Here is a 24,190-nt window from a genome sequence, read left to right on the forward strand (position 1 = left end):
GCCGACCACCGAGCCCGGGGGGACGCCGTAGACGCAGTGGGCGGCGGGCGTGGAAGCCCGACGGCTACACCGGCCTGAACGGCGGAGACTGGAACTCCGTCCACGACATCGCCCTCATCGAGGTCGGCAAGCAGGAGCGCACCCTGCAGGACGCCGTCGGCGCGTTCACCCCCATGCTCAACCGGGGCGGCCGGCACACCATCACCACCATCGGCTACCCGGGACTGCTCGGCAGGCACCCGTACGACGGCCGCGACCAGCTGATGTGCATCGGCCGGACCCACCGCGCCGACGACATCACCCGCGCCCCCGTCATCACGGCCTCCACCGCGACCGCGGCGTCCGCGCACCCGGCCGGCCGGATGGTGACGGACAACTGCCACCTGCACAAGGGCCACAGCGGCGGCCCGTGGATCGTCCGGGGCACGAGGGACCTGGTCGGCGTGTTGTCGGCGGGCAAGGAGGACGGCGCGACCGAGGGCAACTCCGTCGCCACCACCCTCAACCCGGAGGGCTACGGCGCGATCGTGCAGCAGGCCGACCCGCGCGGCGTGTACGACGCGCTGTCGGTCAGGACGTCGGGCCCGTCCCGCCCGGTCAGCCCCGGCGGCCGGGCCACCGTGACCGCCACCGTCACCATGCGCGGCCTCATGTCCGCCGCCCAGGTGCCGCTCAGCCTCACCGTGCCGCCCGGCACGAGGCTGGCCGGCGTCAGCGGCGCCCGCTGCTCGACCGCCGGCACACGGGCCGACTGCACGATCGCCGCCGTGCGCCCGGGCAGCCCGGTGCGGATCACGGCAAAGGTCGAGGTGGGCTCCGGCGCCGGCCGGCGGCCGCCGATCGTCGCCCGCGTCACCTCCACCCGCCTGGACCCGACGCAGCGCGACAACACCAGCGTCCTGCGCCTGCCGACCCGTCGCTCATGAGGGCTCCCTCAGCGTGCGCGCCAGCAGCCAGGCCAGCACGGGGAACGCCACCAGGCAGGCCAGCGCCGTCCTGAGCGAGGCGGCCTCCGCCACCGCGCCCACCAGCGGGCTGACCAGGCCGCCCACGCTCACCGCGAGGCCGAGGGTCACGCCGCTCGCCGTTCCCACCCTGGCCGGCAGGAAGTCCTGGCCGAGCGTCACGTGCAGGGAGAAGGGGGCGTACAGGGCGATCGAGGACGCGGCCACGAACACGTACGCCGCCGGGCCGGGCACGAACACCACCCCGGCGACCGCGGGCACGGCCAGCGCGTACGCCAGCCGCATCGTGCGCACCCGGCCCCACCGCGCCGCCAGCCTGCCGCCCAGCACGGTGCCCACCGCCCCGCCCGCGAACAGCGTGAACAGCGCCACCGCGCCGGCCGCCCCGCCGCCCAGGTGCAGGGCCACGAAGGTGCTGAGGCCGACGTACACGACGGAACGGAAGACGATCACGAGCGTCAGCCGGGCGAACGACGGCCAGTCGTCGCGCCCCGAGACCGGCGCGGCGGCGGCCCGCGCGACCGCCCCTCCCCCGGACAGCGCCCTGACGGCCGGCAGCGTCGCCAGCGCGCCCAGCACGGCCGGCAGCGCCAGCCACGGCGAGGCGCCCAGCCCCCAGACCGCGAGCAGCGGCGTCACGAGCACGGGAGCCGAGGCGAACCCGAGCGTCCCGCCCAGCGAGAACCAGCTCATCCGCACGTGGCTGCCCTCGCTCGCCAGGCGGGCCAGCCGGGCGGACTCCGGGTGGTAGGCCGCCACCCCCAGCCCCGACAGGGCCACGGCCAGCAGGGTCAGCGCGTACGAGCCGGCCACTCCCCCGGCGGCCACCCCCGCGCCGGACACGATCATGCTCACGGGGATCAGCCACGGCATCCGCCGCCGGTCGGTCAGCACCCCGAAGAGCGGCTGCACGATCGACGACAGCAGCGTCGCGGCCAGCACGACGCCGGAGACGGCGACGTACCCGTACCCCCGCTCCATGACCAGGAACGGCACGAGGGCGGGCACCGCGCCCTGGTAGAAGTCCACGGCGGCGTGACCGGCGGCGAGCATGGGGATCCTGTTCACGCCTCGATCATGGACCGGCCCCGAGCTGGCCCGCTTCCGATAAAGTGCCAATCCATGTCGGTAATCCGCCACCTGCCGGAGGCGCCCACCGGGCGGCGGCCCCTCGCGCCGGGCGCGGGCATCGACGCCCACCGCCACGACACCCACCAGATCGTGTACGCCTGCCGCGGCGTCGTCTCCGTCACCACGGACGCCGGCACCTGGGTGGCGCCGGCCAGCCGGGCGATCTGGATCCCGGCCGGCACGGTCCACGAACACCGCGCCCACGGCGACACCGACCTGCGCCTGGTCGGCCTGACGCACAACCCGCTGGCCCTCGGACGCCCGGCCGTCCTCGCCGTCGCCCCCCTCCTGCGCGAGCTGATCATCGCCTACACCGGCGACCTGGGGGACGGCGAGCGGGGGCGCATGCTCGCCGTGCTGCTGGACCAGGTCAGGCGGGCGCCCGAGCAGCCGCTGCACCTGCCCACGCCCCGGGACCCGCGGCTGGCGGCCGTCTGCGACGCCCTGCGCCGCGATCCCGCCGACGGCCGTACGCTCGCCCTGCTCGCCGCGCAGGCCGGGGCCGCCGACCGCACGCTGGCCCGGCTGTTCCGGGCCGAGCTCGGGATGACCTTCCCCCAGTGGCGCACCCAGCTCCGCCTGCACCGCGCCCTGGTCCTGCTGGCCGACGGCGTGCCGGTGACGGCGGTCGCGCACCGGTGCGGGTGGGCCTCGGCGAGCGCGTTCATCGACGTGTTCCGGCGGGCCTTCGGGTACACCCCCGGCCGCGCCTTTACATTGTAGATTCGCTACAATCGGGTGGCGTGAGCACATCGAAAGGCAAGGGCGGCACCCCGGCCACCATGGCGCTGACCAAGGCCAAGGCCGCGTTCACCCTCCACCCGTACGGTCACGACGCCTCCGCGCAGGCCTACGGCGAGGAGGCCGCCGACGCGCTCGGCGTGCCGTACGAACGGATCTTCAAGACGCTCGTGGCGGAGGTCGAGAGCGGGCTCGCGGTCGCGGTCGTGCCGGTGGCGGGCAAGCTCGACCTCAAGGCGCTGGCGAGCGCGCTCGGCAGCAAGCGGGCCGCGATGGCCGAGGCGGCGAAGGTCGAGCGGGTGACGGGCTACGTCGTCGGCGGCATCAGCCCGCTGGGCCAGCGCAAGCAGCTCCCGACCGTGGTCGACTCCTCCGCCCTCGACTTCGAGACGATCTACTTCTCGGCCGGCAAGCGCGGCCTGCAGATCGAGACCGCGCCCGACAATCTCATCACCCTCACCCGGGCGATCACCGCGCCCATCGGCAAGCAGGGCTGAGCTACCAGTCGAAGAACCCGTGCGACCGGTGCCGCTCGCGGTCGCGGCGGGGCCGGCCGTACGACGGCGGCAGCACGGCCTCGCCCATCAGCCACTCCATGAGCCGCCGGTACCTCCTGCCGAAGCCGTGGTCGCCGCGCCGCCTGCCCTCGCGCTCCCTTTCGCCGGCCTCCTCGCGGGCGAGCGCCTCCTCCAGGCCCGGCGTGTGGCCGCCGCCGAAGCGTGACATGTCCGGCCCGGGGAAGCCGCGCGTCTCGGTGTTCCGCAGCGCCGACCGCATCGACTCCACCCAGATCGGCCCCGGCAGCGAGGCCCCCTGCACCGACCCGTAGAAGCGGTCGCCGATCCGCACCCCCTGCAGCGGGAACCGGTACGACCCCCGGATGTCGCCCACGCTCACCGCCGCGGCCAGGGCCGGCGTGTACCCGGCGAACCAGGCCGAGGTGTAGCCGTTGTTGGTGCCCGTCTTGCCGGCGGCGGGCATGCCGGGGCTCTGCCCCTTCATGGTGCCCTGATCGAACACGCCCTCCAGCACGTGGTTGACCGCGTCGGCGACCGGCCGCTCGATGACCCGCTCGCACACGGGCGGCACGTGCGTGCGCCGCCCGTCCCTGCCGACGATCTCCACGATGGCCAGCGGGCGGCAGTACATCCCGCGCGCCGCGAACGTCGCGAACGACGCCGCCACCGTCACCGGGTCCATCTCGTTGATCCCGAGCGTGAACGTCGGCACCTCGCGCAGCGGCTTGCCGTCGGCCCGGGTGATGCCGAGGGCCTTGGCCGTGCGCACCACGTTGCAGAGCCCGACCTTGCGCTCCAGCATCATGTAGAAGATGTTCACCGACTTCCAGGTGCCGGTCTCCAGGCTGTGCGGGCCGCCCTCGCCTTCGCCGCTGGCGTTCAGGATGCGGGAGTTCGGATCGTTGACGGGCTTGCCGTCACAGTCGCGGTAGCCCTGCGACGGCACGAGCGAGCCGGGCGTCATGAAGCCGTCGCCGAACCGCCAGCCCTGCTTCAGCGCCGTGGCCAGCGTGTACACCTTGAACGTCGATCCGGCCTGGAAGCCCTGCCCGCCTCCGTGCGCCACGTCGGCGACCAGGTTGAAGGTGGTCCTGGGGCCGTTCTTGCGGTTGCCGGGGTTGCGGCCGAAGCCCTTGCTGGCCGCCATCGCCCTGATGCGCCCGGTCCGCGGCTCCACCATGGCCTCGGCGGCCACCTCGGTGTCCTCGGGCGAGACGTGCCGTTTGATGGCCTGCTCGGCGGCGCGCTGCGCGATCGGGTCGAGGCTCGTGGTGATCGTCAGGCCGCCCCTGGCCAGCCTGTTGCGCCGCTCGGCCTCGGTGTTGCCGAACGCCGGGTTCGACAGCAGCTCGCGCTGGACGTACAGGCAGTAGAAGGGGTACTCGCTCTGCTCGCAGCCGCCCGGCTCGGGACGGAGCTCGATGCCGAGCGGCGCCGCCTTGGCGCGCGCCGCCTCCTGCTTGCTGATCCAGTTCAGCCCGGCCATCCGGTCGAGCACGAGGTCACGCCGTTCTCGCAGCCGGGCCCGGTGCTCCCGCCCGAGCGAGGGGTCCGTCGAGTACGGCATCCGCACCGCCCCCGCCAGCGTGGCGGCCTGCTCCAGCGTCAGCTTCGAGGCCGAGGTGGAGAAGAAGCGCCGGGCCGCCGCCTCCACGCCGTGCGCCCCCGCGCCGAAGTAGGCGATGTTCAGGTAGCGCTCGAGGATCTCGGCCTTGCGGTACTTCTTCTCCAGCGCCATCGCCAGCCGCAGCTCGGTGATCTTGCGGGCCAGGTTCGGCGCGCGGGCGCGGTCGCGCTCGGCCGCGGTACGGGCGTTCTCCACCAGGATGTTCTTGACGAGCTGCTGAGTCAGGGACGACCCGCCCTGCCGGATGCTGCCCGCCTGGGTGTTGGTGAGCAGGGCCCGCAGCGTGCCGCGGACGTCGAGGCCGCCGTGCTCGTAGAAGCGGGCGTCCTCGATGGCCACGATGGCCCGGCGCATCACCGGGGCGACCTTGCGCAGCGGGACGATCCTGCGGTTGGTCTCGTAGAACTGCGCGAACGGGCGGCCGTCCTTGTCCAGCAGCCTGGTCACCTGCGCGAGCGGCTCCTCGCGCGGGGCGGGCGGCAGGTCCATGAAGGTGTTCGCCACGTCTCGCGCGGCGATGCCGCCCCCGCTCACCACGGGCGCGGCCAGTGCGGCCACCAGCACCCCGCCGAGCGCGCCCGCCAGCCCGAGTCCCCCGACGGATCTGAGTACGGTCACGTCACTTGATGTGCGACGTCCCGATCAGTGGCAAACGCCCGCTTCCAGCGTCTTTACAGTTGTTTACTGCCGCTTACTCAGCGGAGTCCCTGCTGATGTTCAGACCCAGCGAGGCGAACTGCTCGAACGGCCGGTGGTAGCCGCGCTCGATGTGGTGCACGCCGCGCAGCGTGGACGGCCCGTCGGCGACCGCCGCCGCCAGCACCGCCGAGAAGCCGGCCCTGATGTCGGGCAGCGTCACGTCGGCGCCCCGCAGCCTGGACACGCCGCGCACGACGGCCGAGTGGCGGGCGTTGGTGTCGTGGTAGCGGCAGGCCGGGCCGCCCAGGCACTGGTCGAACACCTCGATCTCGCAGCCCATCTTCTGCAGCGCGGGCACGTACACCAGGCGGTTCTCGAAGACCGTCTCGTGCAGCACCGACATGCCGTGGCTCTGGGTGAACAGCACCATCAGCGGCGTCTGCCAGTCGGTCATGAACCCGGGGTGGGTGTCGGTCTGCACCGCCGCCGCGCGCAGGCCCTCGGGGGGCGCGGTGGCGCACAGGTACTCGTCGTTGATGTCGAACCTCGCGCCCATCCTGGCCAGCGTGGTGATCGCGGTGACCAGGCGGTCCTGCGGGCAGCCGTGCACCCGGACCTCGCCCTGGGTGATCAGCCCGGCCGCCAGGTACGAGAACGCCTCGATGCGGTCGCCGGCCAGCCACGTGGAGGCGCCGTGCAGGCGTTCGACGCCCTCGATGACGATCCTGCGGTCGGGCGAAAGCTCGATCATCGCTCCCATCCGCTGCAGGAACAGCGCCAGCTCCACCACCTCGGGCTCGGTGGCGGCGTTCTTCAGCACCGTCTTGCCCTCGGCCAGCACCGCCGACATCAGCACCGTCTCCGTGGCGCCCACGCTCGGGTAGGGCAGCTCGATCCGGGTGCCGCGCAGGCGGGCGGCCTTGGCGAAGATGCCGCTCTCGCCGACCTCGACCTCGGCGCCCATCGCCCGCAGGGCCTCGACGTGGAAGTTCACCGGCCGCCGCCCGATCGGGTCGCCGCCGACCAGCGGCACGAACGCCTCGCCCGCCAGGTGCAGCAGCGGGCCCAGCATGAGGATGGGGATGCGGTTCAGGCCGGTGAACGCGTCGGGCACCCGGGGCTCGATCGCCGGCCCCTTCTCGATCCTGATCTCCGTGCGCGAGATCTCGACGCGGATGCCGAGGGCGCGCAGCATGTCCGCCGTGATGCCGACCTCGCCCACCTCGGGGGCGTTGTGAATGCTGCTCTCGCCGTCGCCCAGCATCGCCGCGACCATGTGCTTGGAGACGCCGTTCTTGGAACCGCGTACTTCGACGTCCCCCCGGAGGGGGCCGGAGGGTTCGATCTTCCAGACCTCTTCTGCAATCACGAAGTGAGCCTAGCCGGGGGATACCATCGAGCTGATTCGGACACACATGTGAAGGGGAGTGGCGTGACGAGGGAAGTACGCGCATTTGCGGTAACTGTCCTCACTCTCGCCACTCTTGGGATCGCCGCCGGCCTGCTCTGGTCGGGCATCACGCCGCGGGCTCCGTACCAGGTCACCGAGCAGGGACCGATGCTGGCCGACCCGACCACGCAGGCGCTCATCGCGGCCGACGGGTGGTTCGCGGTCATCACCGGCGGGCTGGGGCTGCTGTGCGGCGGGGTCGCCTGGTTCATCGGGCGGCGCTGGATGCTCGCGGTGCTGCTCGGCCTCTGCGCGGGCGGGGTCGCGGCCGCCTTCCTGACGTTGTGGATCGGGTCGACGTTCACCTTCGGATCGGTCGTGGTGCAGGCCGCGGCCGTACCCGGGGTCAAGGTCGTCCCGGGGGCGCTGCAGCTGACGGCCCCCGGGGTGCTGGTGTCCTGGCCGCTGCTGGCCGTGGGGTTCTTCGCGCTGCTGGAGGGCATGCACGGCTACCGCGAGTCGCCTCTGCGGCAGCCGTACGGGGGGCCGGTCGTCTAAGCCGCCCGGAGCTCCGGCCTGCGCAGGCCGTGCCCGGTGGCCTGCTCGAACGCCCGCGCCACGCGCAGCACCCTGGCGTCCTCGAACGGCGGGCCGATGATCTGCACGCCCACCGGCAGGCCGTCCTGCGTGAACCCGGCCGGGACGGACGCGGCCGGCGCGTGCAGCACGCTGATCCAGTACGCCGAGCGCATCCAGGCGAGGTAGTCGGGCAGCCGCTGCCCGTTGATCTCGCTGACGTGCGGCTGCTCGACCGGGAACGGCGGCACCTGGCTGACCGGCGCGATCAGCACGTCGTAGGTGTCCCAGAACGCGGCCATGCGCTGGTAGAGGCGGCTGCGCGCGACCTCGGCGGCCACCAGGTCGGCGCCGGTGACCTTGCGGCCCTGCTCGACGTTCCAGGCGGTGTTGGGGCCGAGCCGGGTCTTGTCGCCGTGGGCGAGCAGGTAGTACCAGGCCCGGTAGGTGCGGAACGCCTCCTCCGCGCCCGTCAGGTCGGGGTCGGCCTGCTCCACGTGGGCGCCGAGGCGTTCGAACACGGCCGGCGCGGTCGCGGTGACCGCCGCCGTGCGCGGGTCCACGGGCAGCCCGCCCAGGTCCGGGCTCCACGCCACCCGCAGCCCCGCCACCCCCTGCTCGGGCTCGGGCGCGAACACCTCCCTGATCGAGTACGGCGAGCGCCGGTCGAACCCGGCGATCACGCCGAGCATCAGCGTGACGTCCTCGACCGTCCTCGCCATGGGGCCCGGGACCGACAGGGTGTACCAGGCGGCCGTCTCCGAGATGCCCGGGACCCGGCCGGGCGTGGGGCGCAGGCCGACGACGTTGCAGAAGGAGGCGGGGTTGCGCAGCGAGCCGCCCATGTCGCTGCCGTCGGCCAGCGGGATCATGCCGGTGGCCAGCGCGGCCGCCGCTCCCCCGCTGCTGCCGCCGGCCGACTTGGTCAGGTCGTACGGGTTCCTCGTGGCGCCGAACACCTCGTTGACCGTGTGGGAGCCGGTGCCGAACTCGGGGGTGTTCGTCTTGCCCACGGTGATCGCCCCGGCCGCGCGCAGCCGCCCTACGATCAGGTCGTCCTCGCCGGGCACGTGGTCGGCGAAGAGCGGGGAGCCGTACGTGGTGCGGATGCCGGCCGTGTCGACGAGGTCCTTGTGCGCGACGGGCACGCCGTGCAGCGGCCCGGCGGGCTCCGCGGCGTCGGCCGCCTTGGCCGCGGCCAGCGCCTGTTCGGCGACGAGGGTGACGACGGCGTTCACCTGGGGGTTGACCTGCTCGATGCGCTCGAGGTGCGCCTGGAGCACCTCTACGGCACTCACCTGCCGCGCCCTGATGAGCCGAGCCAGTTCACTTGCGGGCAAATAACACAGTTCGCTCACCCTGCGATCCTCCCCCACCCGACTCCTTTCCAGGCGTCAGGCCCCGGCCTGCGGGGCGGCGGCGAGTCCTCTCAGGGCAGCAGGGCCGTCACGGCGGTCGCCATGTACAGGCCGCCGCCGGCGGCCACGGCGACGCCTGCCAGCGCGGGCGTCCACGACGCGGCGGCGCGCAGGGAGCGCAGGCCGGGCGCGTGCCGCCCCACGAGGACGGCCCCGCGTACGGTCACCACCCCGACGGCGACCAGTGTGCCGGCCATCCCCACCCCGAACGCGCCCACCAGCACCACCGCGTCCAACGCCCGCCCGGTGAGCAGCCCGCTCACCAGCACGATGAACGCCGACGGGGACGGGACCAGGCCGCCGGAGAGCGCCAGGGCGATGAGACCTCGCCGCGACCACGGATCCATCAACTCGTCCCCGTGACCGTGCCCGTGACCGTGCCCGTGCCCGTGACCGTGCCCGTGCGCGGGTGCCGTCCTTCGGGAGCGGAGGTGGCGGTACGTCAGATGCACGCCGACCCCGATCACCACCGCGCCCGCGATCACCTGCAGCCACGCGGTGACGGCCTTGGTCCCGACCGCGGCGCTGCTCAACCCCACCCACACGAGCGCGAGCGCGAGCACCGACACGGTGTGCATCAGCGCGACGACCACGCCCAGGCGGAGCGCGTCCCGGTACCGGCCGTGCGTGCCGATCAGGTACGCCGCCGTCACGCTCTTGCCGTGCCCCGGCGCGACCGCGTGCAGCGCCCCCACGCCCAGCGCGACGGCCAGCATCAGCCAGAACGCCCCCGCGCCGTCGAACAGCGCGATCAGGTGGTTCTCCGGCCCCGTGGTGCCGTTCACGCGGCCACGCCCACACGCCGCCGCCGCCCGCGGACGAGGAACGCGACCAGCGCCGCGACCGCGATCACCAGCACGACGGCGGGCACGGCGAGCGACACCCCGCCCACCGCCGACGGCTCGAACCGCAGGCGCCGGGTGTCCGCCCCGGCCGTGAGCATCGTCTGCGCCGGGTCGGCGGGCGTCTCGGCGGTGAGCACGGTGCGGTACGCCTCGTTCAGGTCGGTCAGCGCCGTGATCCGGACGTCCACCTCGACGACCGGCTCCGCGCACGCGAAGGCGAACCGTGCGCCCTCGGTCACCAGCCGCTCCAGCGGTTCCAGCGCACCCTCACAGGGCCGTCCGCCCTGTCTCACCTCCACCCGCGACAGCAGATAGTCGTGTACGGCGGCGGACCGGGCCAGTTGCTGCTCCCCCGTCAGCGTCGTGTCGACGCCCTCGGCCGGATCTCCGAACGCGCCGAGCGAACGGCCGAGGGCCACCCAGTCGTCCTCGGCCGCCTTCCACGACAGGCTCACCCGCGAGCCTTCCGCCACGATCGTGGCCATGGACGGCGGCCCGAACGGATGCGCGGACGCCGGCGCGGCCGCGACCCCGGCCTGCACGGCGACGGCAACGGCGAGGGACACGCAGGCGCGTGCGATGAAGGTGAGTTTCACCAGCGACTCCAGTCGGCGACCGATCGAAATTCCACGTGATCCCGCCCACCCGGCGAACCACGGCGGCGTCGCGCGGCGGCTCCACCCGCGCCCGGCGCTCGGCGGGCTCCTTCGGCACCCCCGGCTGCTCGGCAGCTCCCGGAGGCGCCTGAGCCGGCTGGAAGCGGGACCCGTGCGCAGGGCGGACGGAGAGAGGTGGGTGGGCCGGGGTGAGGCCCACCCGGTTGAGGGCTACCTGGTCACGGTGATGGCGGGGCTGGTGATCTTCTGGTTCTGGCTGTCCAGGTAGACCACGTAGACGCCGTTCTTCTTCGCCAGGACGGGCACGCGGACGTCCTGTTCGAAGCGGCCGAGTTCGTCGGCCTTGCCGTACCCGACGAGCAGGTCGTCACGGTCACCGCGGCGGGCGTCGTCCTCCTGCGGGCGCCAGCGGATGGCCACCTTCTCGCCCGGGTCGTAGCCGTACGCCGACACCTTGACCTCTTCGAGGCGCCGCACCGAGGTCTTGTCGACGACGACCTGCTCGCCGACCGTGTTCTCGGGGGTGCGCAGGTCGTTCACGGTGCGCTCGCCCTGGTCGTTCTTGCGGATGACGAACCCGTCGTGGTGCTCGCCGTTGGCGTAGCGCGCCTCGAACGTGATCGCGTCCTTGTCGACGTCGATGAGCTGGTAGAGCTGGGTGTTCTGGCTGGTGCTGCGGACCTCGGCGCCGTTGTTCGTCCAGTTCTCGCCGCCGTTGAGCGCGTACATCTTGCCGCCGGAGACCGACACGACGTACGCGACGCCGTTGTGCACGGTCGCCGACTTGCGCGCCGCCACCTGGTTGCCGCGCCCGTATGAGTGGTCGTGCCCCTGCAGCACCAGGTCGACGCCGTACTTCTCGAACAGCGGCGCCCATTGGGCGCGGACGTTCGGGTTGTTGCGGGTGCCGGTGGTGGAGTAGACGGGGTGGTGGAACGTCACCACGGTCCACTTGTTCGGGTTGTCCTTGAGCAGACCCTCCAGCCAGGCGGTCTGCGCGGCCATGAGGGTGGCGTTGCTCTGCACGTTGCTGTCCAGGCCGATGAAGCGCACCCCCTGGTAGTCGAGGGTGTAGACGGTCTGCTTCAGCTCGGGGTTGCCGGGCCCGTTGTCCGGATACGGGAACTGCGGCCGCCAGAACGTGGACAGCCCGCCGCTGTACTCATGGTTGCCCGGGATCGAGATGTTGTTGATCTGACCGTCGATGAAGCCGCCGGCCTTGAACCACTGGCCCCACTGCTCCTCGCTGTTGGCGGAGTCGATGAGGTCGCCCGCGTTCACGATCGCCTTCGCCTGCGGCCGGTCGGCGAACGCCTGGCGGAACACGCGCGGCACCGCGGAGTCGATGTAGTTCTGCGCGTCGCCGTAGTAGATGAAGGAGAACGGCTCGAAGGCGGAGGCGGCCGTGGTGAAGTCGGTCCAGGCGCTCCAGTTGGTGCCGTCGCCGACGCGGTAGGTGTAGCGGGTGTTCGGCTTCAGGCCGGTGAACTCCACCGTGTGGTACGTCGAGGCGTACCCGAGCGTGGTGTTCACCGGGGTGCTGGCCATGGCCTTGACGCCGGTCACGGCGCCGGGGGCCGGCTGCACCTGGCCGAGGGCGCGCGGCGCCTCCAGGATCTGGGCCTGGGCGTCGTCCGCGGTGGCCTCGGCGCGCCACGACACGCGCTGGCTGGTGGCGGGCGTGGTGGTCGGGATGAGGATGATGCGGTCGGGGATCGGGGAGGGCTTGTGCACCTCCGCGGCGGGGTAGACGGGCGGCGCCGCCACACCGAGGGCGGCGGGGCCCAAGGCTAAACCGGCGATCAGCAGCGCGCCGGTGCCGGCCGCCACGAGCTTGGCCTGCCGCGATCGCAGGGACCACGGCTTCCTGGTGTCGTTCACTTCGGCTCTCTCCATGAGGCGTGGAAGCCGTCCGCGTGCGGAACGCGCGCGGACGTCAGCGCATTGACGCAGGCGCCGCTGACGATCACCTGTCCGCCGGCTGGCCGCAGGGTTAATTCATGATCGTCAATGTGGTGGCCACCGGACGTTCGCCCGGCGTTTTCCCGGCCACGTCTACGATCAGCCGCGGATCGCGGGAACCGAGACCTCGGAGGTGGGCGGATGGCGGCGACCGGCCGGGGGATCTCCCGCCGCTGGGGGCTGCTGCCCGCGGTCGTGGCGCTCGGCACGCTGTTCGTGGTGCCGCCGGAGCGGCCCGTGGTCAAGACGGAGACGTTCATCACCGCCGAGACGACCGGGGTGCTGATGATCGAGGGCGGCGAGTGCTTCAGCGACCCGGCGTACTCGCCGGAGGCGGCCGACCGGATCGTCCTCTACACCCCGTGCGCGCAGGGCGCCGACAACCAGTCGTACGGCTTCACCCACGCCCCCGACGGCCCGTACGACGCCGCGGCGCTGAAGGCGTTCGCCTGGAAGAGCTGCGGCGAACGGTACGCCGAGCTGTGGGGCCCGCCGCGCGACGACCTCAGGTACTACCCGATCATGCCGACCGCGGAGACCTGGGCCAACGGCGACCGCGACGTGATGTGCGCCGTCTACCACCCCACCGGCCGCCTCCCCGACTCGGCCCTCCCCCACTGACCGTGGTGATGGACGTCAGCCTCTCCGGCAGGGACTGCCCCACCCTCTGACCGACCTCGGCCCCTCAACGCGATCTGTCCCGTCACGGCGGCACCCCGACACAGCGGGATTCCCATCACGGCCAGACCTCCCACAGCGGCACCCCCGTCACGGCGGCAACCCACGCCGGGGTGCCCGTCAGGGCCGGACCTCCTACGGCGGGATCCCTGTCGCGGCCGGGTGCGGACGTGACAGGGAGGCGCGGGGCCGACGAATGCTTCGAGGTCGCCCGTGAGGGCGTCAGGCGCCCAGGCAGGCGGGGCCGAGGAGTTCTTTGAGGTCGCCCATGAGGGCCGGTGAGGGGGTCACGCGGTACCGGTCGCCCACCCGCATCACCGTGGTCTTCGGGCCGTTGTGGACCTGGAGGTGCACCTCGGAGGTACCCGGGTGCGTGGAGAGGACCTCCTTGAGCCGTCCGACCACCGGCGGCGTGCAGCGGTTGAGCGGCAGGCTCACCAGCAGCGGCCCGCCGGACTCCTGGGTCAGGTCGGGCGCCGTCACCTCCATGGCGATGATCTTGGCGACGTCTTCGCGCTTGTCGATGCGGCCCTTGACGAACACGATCGCGTCCTCGGCCAGGATCGTCGAGCACAGCTGGTACGCCGACGGGAAGATCATCACCTCGATCGAGCCTTCGAGGTCTTCGAGCTGGGTCAGCACCCAGGTGTCGCCCTTCTTGGTGACCTTGCGCTGCACCCCGCTGAGGATGCCGCCCAGCGTCACCACCTGCCCGTCGGGCCGGCTGTCGTCCTGCACGGCGGCGATCGAGCAGTCGGCCCCGGAGGCCAGGATGTGCTCGACGCCGAACAGCGGGTGGTCGGAGACGTACAGGCCGAGCATCTCGCGCTCGAACTGCAGGAGCGTGTTCTTGTCCCACTCCCCCACGGGGATCTGCACGTCGAACGTCTGGTCCTCGCCGCCGTCGATCGCGCCGAACAGCGAATCCTGGCCGATGGCCTCGTTCTTCTTGATGTCGATGATCGCGTCGACGGCCTGCTCGTGCACCATGACCAGGCCCTTGCGCACGTGGCCGAGCGAGTCGAACGCGCCCGCCTTGATCAGCGACTCGATCACGCGCTTGTTGCAGACGATGGCCGGCACCTTGCGCAGGAAGTCCTTGAAGTCGGCGAAGCGGCCCTTCTGCTTGCGCGCGGTGAGGATGCCGTCGACGACGTTGCCGCCGACGTTGCGGACGGCCGACAGGCCGAAGCGGATGTCGGTGCCGCGCGGCGTGAAGTCGAAGTCGGAGTCGTTGACGTCGGGCGGGAACACCTTGATGCCCATGCGGCGGCACTCGTTGAGGTAGAGGGCCGACTTGTCCTTGTCGTCCTTCACCGAGGAGAGCAGCGCCGCCATGTACGCGGCCGGGTAGTTGGCCTTGAGGTAGGCGGTCCAGTAGGCGATGAGGCCGTAGGCGGCGGTGTGGGCCTTGTTGAAGGCGTAGTCGGAGAACGGCAGCAGGATGTCCCACAGCGCCTTGATGGCGGCGTCGGAGAAACCGTTGTCCTTCATGCCCTTCTCGAAGGAGGCGTACTGCTTGTCCAGCTCCGCCTTCTTCTTCTTGCCCATCGCGCGGCGCAGCAGGTCGGCGGCGCCGAGGGAGTAGCCGGCCACGCGCTGGGCGATGGCCATGACCTGCTCCTGGTAGATGATCAGGCCGTACGTCGTGTCGAGGATGTCCTCGAGCGGCTTCTCCAGCTCGGGGTGGATCGGCGTGATCTCCTGCTGGCCGTTCTTGCGCAGCGCGTAGTTGGTGTGGGAGTTGGCGCCCATCGGGCCCGGGCGGTAGAGCGCGAGGGCGGCGGAGATGTCCTCGAAGTTGTCGGGACGCATGAGCCGCAGCAACGAGCGCATGCCGCCGCCGTCCAGCTGGAACACGCCCAGGGTGTCGCCCTTGCACAGCAGCTCGTAGCTCTTGCGGTCGTCGAGCGGCAGCGAGAGCAGGTCGACCTTCTCACCCGTGGTCGCCTCGATCATCTTGAGGCAGTCGTCCATGATGGTGAGGTTGCGCAGGCCCAGGAAGTCCATCTTCAGCAGGCCGAGCGTCTCGCAGGTCGGATAGTCGAACTGCGTGATGATCGCGCCGTCGGAGTCGCGGCGCATGATCGGGATGTGGTCGGTCAGCACCTCGCGCGACATGATCACGCCGGCGGCGTGCACGCCGGTCTGCCGGATCAGGCCCTCCAGGCCCTTGCCGAGGTCGATCGTGGCCTTGACGTCGACGTCTTCGTCGTAGAGCTTGCGCAGCTCGCCCGCCTCGTTGTAGCGCGGGTGGTCCTTGTCGAAGATGCCCGACAGCGGGATGTCCTTGCCCATGACGGCGGGCGGGAAGGCCTTGGAGACCCGGTCGCCCAGCGCGTACGGATAGCCCAGGACGCGGCCGGCGTCCTTGATGGCGGCCTTCGCCTTGATGGTGCCGAACGTGGCGATCATGGCGACCTTGTCGGCGCCCCACTTCTCGGTCACGTAGCGGATCACGTCGCCGCGCCTGCGCTCGTCGAAGTCGATGTCGACGTCGGGCATGGACACGCGCTCGGGGTTGAGGAACCGCTCGAAGATCAGGCCGTGCGGGATGGGGTCGAGGTCGGTGATGCCCATCGCGTACGCCACCAGCGAACCGGCCGCCGAGCCTCGGCCCGGGCCGACCGGGATGCCGTTCTGCTTGGCCCACATGATGAAGTCGGCGACCACGAGGAAGTAACTCGGGAAGCCCATCTGCTCGATGATGCCGATCTCGTACTCGGCCTGCTTCTTGTGCTGCTCGTCGTAGCCCTCCGGCCAGCGCCGGGCCATGCCCTCCCAGACGGTCCTGCGGAAGAACTCGCTCTCCGTCATGCCGTCGGGGACGGGGTAGGTCGGCATGAGGTTCTTGAACTCGAAGAACCCGGACGGGTCGACCTTCTCGGCGACCAGCAGGGTGTTGCGGCAGCCCTCGGCCCACAGGTCGGAGGAGTCGACGGCGCGCATCTCGTCGGCGGTCTTGATGTAGTAGCCGGTGCCGTCGAAGCGGAAGCGGTCGGGGTCGGACAGCTGCTTGCCGGTCTGGATGCACAGCAGGGCGTCGTGGGAGGCGGCGTCGGACTCGTAGGTGTAGTGGGAGTCGTTGGTGACCAGCGGCGGGATGCCGAGCTCCTTGCTGATCCTGGTCAGCCCGTCGCGGACGCGGCGCTCGATGTCGAGCCCGTGGTCCATGATCTCCAGGTAGAAGTTGTCCTTGCCGAAGATCTCCTGGTATTTCGCCGCGGCCTGCAGCGCCTGGTCGTACTGGCCGAGCCGCAGCCTCGTCTGCACCTCGCCCGACGGGCAGCCGGTGGTGGCCATGAGGCCCTCGGCGTGCTCGGCGAGGATCTCGGCGTCCATGCGGGCCCACTTGCGCACGAACCCCTCGGTGTAGGCGCGCGAACTGAGCTTCATCAGGTTGTGCAGGCCGGTCTTGTTGCGCGCCCAGATCGTCATGTGGGTGTAGTAGCCGCCCGCCGAGACGTCGTCGCGCTTCTGGTGCGGCTCGCCCCACAGCACCGGCTTCTTGTTGTGGCGCGCCTCGGGCGCGACGTACGCCTCGATGCCGATGATCGGCTTGATGCCGGCGCCGGTCGCCTGCTTGAAGAAGTCGTAGGCGCCGTGCATGTTGCCGTGGTCGGTGATCGCGATGGCGGGCATCCCCAGGTCGCCGACCTGTTTGAACATCTGCTTGAGCCGGGCGGCACCGTCCAGCATCGAGTATTCGGTGTGCACGTGCAGATGGACGAACGAGTCGCTGGACGACATGGAGCGGCGCCTCCCGGTCTCGATGGGTGTGCTCAAAAACTTTAGTGCTCCCGGCCGACACTCCGGAGCCCGGCGGGCCGGACGGGGGCCGGACGGGCGGGCGGTGAGGCGGTCGCGAGCGCCGTCGGGGGCACCGTTATCCTCGATGTCACTGTCCGTATCCAAGGAGACACGAAGTGCGCACGCAGACCGACGAAGGCTACACGCACGCACTCGGCAACCGCCAGGTCCAGATGATCGCCATCGGCGGGGCCATCGGCGTCGGCCTGTTCCTCGGCGCCGGGGGCCGGTTGGCCGCCGCGGGGCCCGCGCTCGTGCTGTCCTACGCCGCCGCCGGGGTGGCCGCCTTCTTCGTCATGCGGGCCCTCGGCGAGCTGGTGCTCTACCGGCCGGTGTCGGGCTCGTTCGTCGAGTACGCGGGCGAGTTCATCGGCCCGTGGGCGGCCTTCGCCAGCGGCTGGATGTACTGGGTCAACTGGGCGTTCACCGGCATCGCCGAGCTGACCGCGATCGCCGCCTACATCCACTACTGGGCGCCGGCCTTCCCCCAGTGGCTCACGGCCCTCATCGCCCTCGGGTTCGTGATGGTGGTCAACCTGCTCTCGGTACGGCTGTTCGGCGAGCTGGAGTTCTGGTTCGCGCTGCTGAAGGTGCTGGCCATCACGCTCTTCCTGGTCGTGGCCCTGGTGCTGGTGGTGTTCACCGTGGGGCAGGCGAGCCCGGCGAACCTGGTGGCCCACGGCGGCTTCTTCCCGACCGGCTTCCCGCTGGTGCTCATGAGCCTGCAGTCGGTGGTGTTCGCCTACGCCTCGATCGAACTGGTCGGCATCGCGGCCGGCGAGACGGCGCGGCCGCGCGAGATCATGCCGCGGGCCATCAACGGCGTGGTGTGGCGCATCGCGATCTTCTACGTGGGCTCGGTGCTGCTGCTCGGCATGGTGCTGCCGTGGACGGTCTACCGGGCGGGCGAGTCGCCGTTCGTGACGTTCTTCTCCGGACTCGGGGTGCCGTGGGCGGCCGACGCGATGAACCTCGTGGTGATCACCGCGGCGCTGTCGTCGTGCAACTCCGGCCTGTACGCCACCGGCCGCATCCTGCGCTCCATGGCGATGAAACAGGAGGCCCCCGGCTTCACCGGCACGCTGAGCTCCCGACACGTGCCGATCGGCGGCATCCTGTTCACCGCGAGCATGCTGCTCGGCGGGGTGGCGCTGTTCTACTTCCTGCCCACCCGGGCCTTCAACATCGCGACGGCCTGCGCGTCGCTGGGCGTGATCACCACGTGGGGGGTGCTGGTCTACTGCCAGACGCGGCTGCGCAGGGCGGGTCACCGCTCGGCGTTCCCGATGCCGGGCTCGCCGTACACCAACTGGCTGACGCTCGCGTTCCTCGCGCTGGTGGTGCTGCTGATGCCGTTCGCCGACGAGGACCAGCGGGTGGCGTTCTTCCTCATCCCGGCCCTGGTCGCGGGCATCGCGCTGGGCTGGAGGGTGGTCGGCCGCCGTCGCCCCGCGAGTGGTGAGCCGCCCGCGGGGCCGCCCGCCCGGCCCGCGGACGAGCCGCCCGCCGGACCGCCCGCGGAGTTCCGCGCCGAACCGTAGCCGCCGCGACAGCCGCGCGCCGATCACCGGCTTCGGTAGTCTCGTGGGCGCAAGGAAGGAGCCGGCAGGTCGGGGAGGTCACGCTGGACGAGGCTCGGCGGAAGATCGTCCGGATCTCGGCGGCGGCCGCGCTCGGCGTCGCGCTCGCGCTGGCCTGCCTGCCCCTCGGGGTGTTCCCGAAGCTGGCCTGCGCCCTGCTCGACGCGGGCTGCCCCGTCACCGGGGAGCCGAGCGGGCGGTTGCCGCAGGTGACCCGGCTGACGCCCGTGCAGGTCGCGCAGAGCGGCCGGTACGTCGCGCTCGGCGACTCCTACTCCTCGGGCGAGGGCGTCTGGGACAGCGACGAGCCGCCGGTCAACGACGGGGCCGACCGCTGCCACCGCTCACCCGGCTCGTACGCGCCGCTGGTCGCGCGGACGTACCGGTTCGCCCGCGGCACCGCCTTCTACGCCTGCAGCGGCGCCACCACCCGTCAGCTGCTGACCGGCCAGTGGGGCCATCCGCCCCAGATCACCCGCGTCGACGGCGGGGCCAGCCTGGTGACGCTGAGCATCGGCGGCAACGACGCCGGCTTCACCGAGGTGCTGACCGGCTGCATCGTGAAGCTGCCGTGGTCGTCGGCCTGCGTCGACCAGGAGGCCGCCGTCAACCGCCGCATCGGCGAGCTGCAGGCGAACATGATGACCGTCCTGAAGGAGCTGCGGGTACGCGCGCCGCACGCCCGCGTGATCGTCCTCGGCTACCCGCGGCCGTTCCCCGCGCAGCCCTCGCAGACCGTCGACAACCTGAGCGCGGCCGACCAGCGGTGGCTGAACGCCGTGACCCGGCGGCTCAACGACGCCGTGAAGTCGGTGGTCTCCGAGTTCGACCGCACGATCGCCGCGTTCGGCGGGCCGGGCAGCGCCGAGTACGTCGACGCCTACGAGGCGTTCACCGGGCACGAGGTGGGGCGGCCGCAGCCGTACCTGAACGGGCTGAACGTGGACATGGAAGAGATGACGGTCAACGCCCGCAGTTACCACCCGACAGGCGACGGGTACCGCCGTTTCGCCGAGCTGATCACCCGCCAGATCACCCAGGGCCCGGGCCGGCCCATGAACAACTACCACGTGACCACCCCCTGACCGCAGGCCCTCACACGGGCGGCCGGTCGGCGGCGCGTTCCTCGGCGAGGTGGAGTCCGGCCTCGATGACGGCGTTCATGATGGGCGCGAGGCGGGTCTCGCCCAGCGTCGGGGCGCGCAGGGCCATCCGGGCGACGACGGCGCGCTCGCGGGCCAGGTCGCGTCCCGCGAACCCGCCCACGGGCTTGATCCGCTGCACGATGCCCGCCAGGGCCGCCCGGCGCTCCAGCAGGGTGGCCAGCGCGGCGTCCACCCGGTCGATCGCCTGCCTGCACTCGGCGAGCGTCGTGGGCGACTCGTCGCGAAGCAGGGCTCCGACGACCGTCACCGCCTCCTCAGCCACCCGCAGCCCCGCACCCGCCTCCACCGGATCCTCCGCCGCCAACTCAGCGGCACCCGCATCCGCACGCCCCTCTTCGGCCGCCCGCATGTCCGCGCCCGGCTCCCCGGCCACCCGCGAATGAGTCCACGTCTCCCCGAGCACCCCGTCGTCCGCGCCGCGCGGAGCCCTCTCACCGTCCGGGGACATCATGGACGCGCGGGAGCGCACGGCCAGCGCGGCGCTGATCTCAAGGGCCTCGGCCCCCGCGTAACGCTCCTTGACCGCCACACCGCGCCCCTGCGACGCCTCAGAGCCGCCGGCACCGCCCCCATGAGACGCCTCAGAACGTCCGGCGCCGTTCCCACGCGACAGGCCGGCGCCACTCCCCCGCGACACCTCGGACCGGCCGGCGCCGGCGCCGTTCGCCCGCGAGGCTCCCGTGCCGACGGCGCCGTACGCGTTGTGCGGCGTCTCCGAGCCGTACGTCCCGCGCGGCGCGCCGCAGGGCGAGACGATCAGCCCGTCGGCGCCCGCGGCGACGGCGGCGGCCGACAGGCCGGGGTCGGCGGAGACGTCCACCAGCACGGGACGCCCCGTGGCCGCCCGCGCCGCCCGCATGAGCCCCAGATCGGGCCGCCCTCCTTCGCAGAGGATCACCCGCCCGTCGCCCTCGGCGGCGCAGTAGCCGGCCAGCCCCAGCCACTCCTCCAGGGACGCCGACGCCCGCCGCTCCACCACGACCGGCAGCCCCAGCGCGGCGGTCGCCCGCACCAGCGGGATGTCGCGCGTCCACGACGCCCCCACCACCACCGCGTCCGCGAGCTCGGCGATCGCCGGAAGGTCGGCCGCCGACGCCGGCTCGGCCAGCAGCACCGGCCCGCGCCGCTCCCGGAGCACCGCGTACGGCTCCGCGCGCCCGCGCCCGCGCAGGCTCACCCGCCCCCCGATCACCACGGCGGGCCCGTCGCCCACCAGCAGCTCCCCCAGCGCGACAGCGTGCCGTTCCACGACCGTTGACATCCCGACGCTCCCCCACTCGGCCGGCCTCCGGAGCCGGCGGCAGAAACGAAAAAAGGCAGAGACGGGTGTCTCTGCCTCGTGCCGACTCCAGGTGGTCGCTAGCGGACGACCGGCTCTCCCGGAGCCGGCTCGATAAACGCGTAGCGACAACAAGTCATGTCGGAAACTCTACACCTACCTCTCGACCTGCTGGGCAGTACGTGTCCAGGGCGCGGTGCCCTCCAGGCGAGTCGCCGTTGATCCCTCGCTATGGGAGTATTTCTTGGCCTAGAGGAGGGTTTGAGGCCGTTGATGTCGGATCGCAAGCAGGAGGGACGCCGCATCGCCGGCCGCTACCAGCTGCAGGAACCCATCGGCAGGGGCGGAATGGGCATCGTGTGGCGTGCCTACGACGAGCTCCTCGACCGCACCGTCGCGGTCAAGGAGGTCAGGTACGCCGCCGCCCTGGGCGAGGAGGTGCAGCTGCTGAACCGGCGCACAATGCGCGAGGCGAGGGCGGCGGCGAGGTTCGAGCATCCCAACGTGATCGTCGTGCACGACGTGATCGAGGAGGACGACCGTCCCTGGATCGTCATGCAGCTCGTCCCCTCGCGATCGCTGGGCGCCGTGATCAAGCAGGACGGGCCGCTGCCTCACAAGCGGGTGGCCGAGATCGGCCTGGCCGTGCTGGACGCGCTGCACCGCGCCCACGAGGCCGGCGTGCTGCACCGTGACGTCAAACCCGAGAACGTGCTGCTGGCCGACGACGGCCGCGTCGTGCTCACCGACTTCGGCATCGCCACGCTGGAGACGGAGACGCAGCTCACCGTGACGGGCCTGGCGGGCACGCCCGCGTTCATCGCCCCGGAACGGCTCAAGGGGCTGCCGGCGCGGCGCGAGTCGGACCTGTGGTCGCTGGGCGCGACGCTCTACACGGCCGTGGAGGGCCGTTCGCCGCACGAGCGGGGCATGGCGCTGGCCACCATGCACGCCGTGCTCACCGACGAGCCCGACCCCATGCCGCACGCGGGCCCGCTCGCCGAGGTGATCAGCGGGCTGCTGGTCAAGGAGCCGGTGCAGCGGCTGACGTACGAGGAGACGCAGCGGCTGCTGCGCAGGGCCCTCGCGGAGGCGAGCCCGGCGCCGGCCGCGCCCGCGCAGGAGCTGCGCGTGCCCACGCAGCCGACCAAGCCGAAGCGCCCGGCGAAGGCCAAACGCCCGTACGCGCCCGCGGTGGACGAGACCCCGACCGACCCCGACCTGGCGGTGCCCGCGGCGCCGCCCGAGACCGGCGCGCGCATCCCCTCGATGACGGTGGAGCCCCCTCCGCCCTCCGATCCCACGGTGGAGAGCTCGCGCGGCGAGCCGCGGCGGGCCGGGATGATCGCCGCCGCGGCGCTGGCGGTCGTGCTGGTGGCCGGTGTGGGCGGCTATCTCGGCCTGAACTCGGCGCCCGAGGACACCACGGGGCCGATCAGCGCCGGGAGCTCGGACACCACGCTGTCGCAGGACTCGCCGAGCGCGTCCTCGCCGCAGTCGTCCTCGTCGCCTTCTCCGAGCGCGTCACCCAGCACGTCACCCAGCACGTCGCCGAGCCCGAGCGCGACGGCGAGCCCCAGCCCGAGCCCGACGCCCGAGGAGACGAAGAACCCGCTGCCGGCCGGGTGGAAGATGTACAAGGACAAGAAGATGGGCTTCTCCATCGGCCTGCCGAAGGGCTGGGACGTCTGGACGCGCAGCGGCCGGCAGGTCAAGTTCAAGGGGCCGGGCGCGGCGGTCAACGCGTACGTGATGATCGAGGAGGCGGCCAAGCCGGGCAAGGACCCGTACAAGGACTGGCTGCGGCAGGAGCCGTACCTGAAGAACAACTTCGGCGGTTACAAGAAGCTCGACATCAAGCGGGTCGACTACCAGAAGGCCGCCGCCGACTGGGACTTCACCTGGGTCACGAACACCGGCAAGACGCGCGTGCGCAACCGGGGCTTCGTCACGGAGAACGGCCGGGCGTACGCGATCTACTGGCACACCCTCAACAGCCACTGGAAGGACGACTACCGCTTCTTCGAGGGCTTCTGCGACACGTTCGTGCCCGCGAAGTAGGCTTCCACGCGTGGACAAGCGGGTCAGCGGCCGCTACCGGCTGATCGAACCGATCGGCGAGGGCGGCATGGGGGTGGTCTGGCGGGCCTACGACGAGGTGATCGACCGTACGGTGGCGATCAAGGAGGTCCGCTACACCGGCGTCGACGAGGCCCGGCGGGCGGAGCTCAACCGCAGGACAATCAGGGAGGCCAGGGCGGCGGGCCGCCTCGACCACCCCTCGGTGGTGGTGGTCCACGACGTCGTGGAGGAGGACGGCCGTCCCTGGATCGTCATGCAGCTCGTCCGGTCCCGCTCGCTGGCGCAGGTGGTCCGCGAGAGCGGGCCGCTGCGGCCCGGCCAGGTCGCGGTGATCGGCGAGAGGGTGCTCGACGCGTTGCGGGCCGCGCACGCGACCGGGGTGCTGCACCGCGACGTCAAGCCGGAGAACGTCCTGCTGGCCGACGACGGGCGGGTCGTGCTGACCGATTTCGGCATAGCCTCCATGGAGACCGAGACCGGGCTGACGGCGACGGGCGGGCTGGTGGGCACGCCGGCGTACATGCCGCCCGAGCGGCTGAACGGCGAGCCGGCCCGGCCCGAGTCCGATCTGTGGTCCCTGGGGGCCACGCTGTACACGGCGGTCGAAGGGCGGCCGCCGTTCAAGGGCGACTCGTGGGCGGCGACGGTAGCGGCGGTGCTGCGCGACGAGCCGCGGCCGCCGGCACGCGCGGAGGCGCTCGCGCCGGTCATCATGGGCCTGCTGCACCGGGACCCGTCCGGCCGCATGCCCGCCGACCAGGCCGCCCGCTTCCTGCGCGAGATCGCCGCCGCCCCCGCACCGCTTCCCGCTCCCGGGGCCTCTCCCACGCCGCCTTCCGGTCCCCTCAACGGCGATCGGCCCGTCCCGGGCACGTCCCCCGGGCACGACCGCACTCCGCAGGACACGTTCCCCGGCGGCGAGGCGCCCGTTCCCGCCGCCCCGCCCGGCTGGGAGACGCCTTCCGGAGGGGCCGTGACCGTCACCGGGCGGCGGCGCTCGAAGGCGTTGTGGATCGGCTTACCGGTCGCGCTGGCCGTCGCGGCGGCGGCCGGCACGGCGGGCGTGCTGCTGTCGGAGCGCCGTACGACGTCCGCCGCGACCGGCGACCCCGCGACGGTGAGCGCCGGCCCGACGGACACCGCGGCGAGCCCCACGACCCCTGACC

18 protein-coding genes are annotated in these 24,190 nt (G+C 72.1%); 9 read left to right on the top strand and 9 right to left on the bottom strand.

The window, feature by feature from the left end; all coding sequences use genetic code 11:
- Positions 1 to 926, top strand: a 926-nt coding sequence (locus C1J01_RS50135) for a hypothetical protein (protein WP_181448982.1), incomplete at its 5' end; no start/stop codon positions are given.
- On the opposite strand, the gene C1J01_RS26725 is transcribed toward C1J01_RS50135, so the two are convergent.
- On the bottom strand, positions 921 to 2,033 hold the full coding sequence (locus C1J01_RS26725) for an MFS transporter (protein WP_235854692.1): 1,113 nt from the start codon (positions 2,031 to 2,033) through the stop codon (positions 921 to 923). The genes C1J01_RS50135 and C1J01_RS26725 overlap by 6 nt on opposite strands.
- 54 nt (positions 2,034 to 2,087) lie before the next feature.
- Here C1J01_RS26725 and C1J01_RS26730 point away from each other — a divergent pair, with 54 nt between their 5' ends.
- Together C1J01_RS26730 and ybaK are read left to right on the top strand one after the other, a co-directional pair.
- Positions 2,088 to 2,819 carry an AraC family transcriptional regulator gene (locus C1J01_RS26730; protein WP_111181725.1) on the top strand — a complete coding sequence of 244 codons (732 nt, stop codon included), beginning with the start codon at positions 2,088 to 2,090 and terminating at the stop codon, positions 2,817 to 2,819.
- Positions 2,820 to 2,878: 59 nt separating this feature from the next.
- On the top strand, positions 2,879 to 3,334 hold the full coding sequence (gene ybaK, locus C1J01_RS26735; protein ID WP_111181726.1) for a Cys-tRNA(Pro) deacylase: 456 nt from the start codon (positions 2,879 to 2,881) through the stop codon (positions 3,332 to 3,334).
- Between the two features lies 1 nt (position 3,335).
- On the opposite strand, the gene C1J01_RS26740 is transcribed toward ybaK, so the two are convergent.
- Both C1J01_RS26740 and murA read right to left on the bottom strand, forming a co-directional pair.
- Positions 3,336 to 5,600, bottom strand: a complete 2,265-nt coding sequence (locus C1J01_RS26740; RefSeq protein WP_235854693.1) for a transglycosylase domain-containing protein — start codon at positions 5,598 to 5,600, stop codon at positions 3,336 to 3,338.
- 73 nt (positions 5,601 to 5,673) lie between these two features.
- A complete protein-coding gene (murA, locus tag C1J01_RS26745) occupies positions 5,674 to 6,990 on the bottom strand; it encodes a UDP-N-acetylglucosamine 1-carboxyvinyltransferase (protein ID WP_235854694.1) in 1,317 nt (438 codons plus the stop codon).
- 63 nt (positions 6,991 to 7,053) lie between these two features.
- On the opposite strand from murA, the gene C1J01_RS26750 reads away from it, so the two are divergent.
- Positions 7,054 to 7,569: a hypothetical protein gene (locus C1J01_RS26750; protein WP_111181727.1), complete on the top strand. Its 516-nt coding sequence runs from the start codon at positions 7,054 to 7,056 to the stop codon at positions 7,567 to 7,569.
- Here the strand turns inward: C1J01_RS26750 and C1J01_RS26755 are convergent.
- From C1J01_RS26755 to C1J01_RS26770, 4 genes are all read right to left on the bottom strand, one after another.
- Complete coding sequence (locus C1J01_RS26755) at positions 7,566 to 8,945, bottom strand: amidase (protein WP_111181728.1); 1,380 nt, start codon at positions 8,943 to 8,945, stop codon at positions 7,566 to 7,568. The genes C1J01_RS26750 and C1J01_RS26755 overlap by 4 nt on opposite strands.
- Positions 8,946 to 9,016: 71 nt before the next feature.
- A complete protein-coding gene (locus tag C1J01_RS26760; protein WP_220040107.1) occupies positions 9,017 to 9,790 on the bottom strand; it encodes a nickel/cobalt transporter in 774 nt (257 codons plus the stop codon).
- Positions 9,787 to 10,446, bottom strand: a complete 660-nt coding sequence (locus C1J01_RS26765; protein ID WP_111181729.1) for a hypothetical protein — start codon at positions 10,444 to 10,446, stop codon at positions 9,787 to 9,789. The genes C1J01_RS26760 and C1J01_RS26765 overlap by 4 nt, the downstream gene beginning before the upstream one ends.
- A 231-nt stretch (positions 10,447 to 10,677) precedes the next feature.
- Entirely contained in the window at positions 10,678 to 12,348 is a 1,671-nt protein-coding gene (locus C1J01_RS26770) for a purple acid phosphatase family protein (protein WP_111181730.1), read from the bottom strand.
- Between the two features lie 222 nt (positions 12,349 to 12,570).
- Between C1J01_RS26770 and C1J01_RS26775 the strand changes: the two genes are divergently transcribed.
- On the top strand, positions 12,571 to 13,050 hold the full coding sequence (locus tag C1J01_RS26775; RefSeq protein WP_111181731.1) for a hypothetical protein: 480 nt from the start codon (positions 12,571 to 12,573) through the stop codon (positions 13,048 to 13,050).
- Between the two features lie 279 nt (positions 13,051 to 13,329).
- On the opposite strand, the gene dnaE is transcribed toward C1J01_RS26775, so the two are convergent.
- The gene (gene dnaE / locus C1J01_RS26780) at positions 13,330 to 16,857 is read right to left on the bottom strand and encodes a DNA polymerase III subunit alpha (RefSeq protein ID WP_111181732.1); all 3,528 of its coding nucleotides are present in this window, start codon (positions 16,855 to 16,857) and stop codon (positions 13,330 to 13,332) included.
- Between the two features lie 176 nt (positions 16,858 to 17,033).
- Between dnaE and C1J01_RS26785 the strand changes: the two genes are divergently transcribed.
- A complete protein-coding gene (locus C1J01_RS26785) occupies positions 17,034 to 18,458 on the top strand; it encodes an amino acid permease (RefSeq protein ID WP_220040108.1) in 1,425 nt (474 codons plus the stop codon).
- Positions 18,459 to 18,628: 170 nt separating this feature from the next.
- The gene (locus C1J01_RS26790) at positions 18,629 to 19,582 is read left to right on the top strand and encodes an SGNH/GDSL hydrolase family protein (RefSeq protein WP_181448983.1); all 954 of its coding nucleotides are present in this window, start codon (positions 18,629 to 18,631) and stop codon (positions 19,580 to 19,582) included.
- Positions 19,583 to 19,592: 10 nt separating this feature from the next.
- On the opposite strand, the gene C1J01_RS54145 is transcribed toward C1J01_RS26790, so the two are convergent.
- A complete protein-coding gene (locus C1J01_RS54145) occupies positions 19,593 to 20,924 on the bottom strand; it encodes a chorismate mutase (protein WP_438943139.1) in 1,332 nt (443 codons plus the stop codon).
- Positions 20,925 to 21,215: 291 nt separating this feature from the next.
- Here C1J01_RS54145 and C1J01_RS26805 point away from each other — a divergent pair, with 291 nt between their 5' ends.
- Positions 21,216 to 23,003 carry a serine/threonine-protein kinase gene (locus tag C1J01_RS26805; protein WP_181448984.1) on the top strand — a complete coding sequence of 596 codons (1,788 nt, stop codon included), beginning with the start codon at positions 21,216 to 21,218 and terminating at the stop codon, positions 23,001 to 23,003.
- A gap of 10 nt (positions 23,004 to 23,013) precedes the next feature.
- Positions 23,014 to 24,190: serine/threonine-protein kinase (locus C1J01_RS26810; RefSeq protein WP_111181735.1), on the top strand; the 1,177-nt coding region annotated here is incomplete at its 3' end.

Origin of the sequence: Nonomuraea aridisoli (assembly GCF_003236395.1) — a bacterium.
GTDB lineage: Bacteria > Actinomycetota > Actinomycetes > Streptosporangiales > Streptosporangiaceae > Nonomuraea > Nonomuraea aridisoli.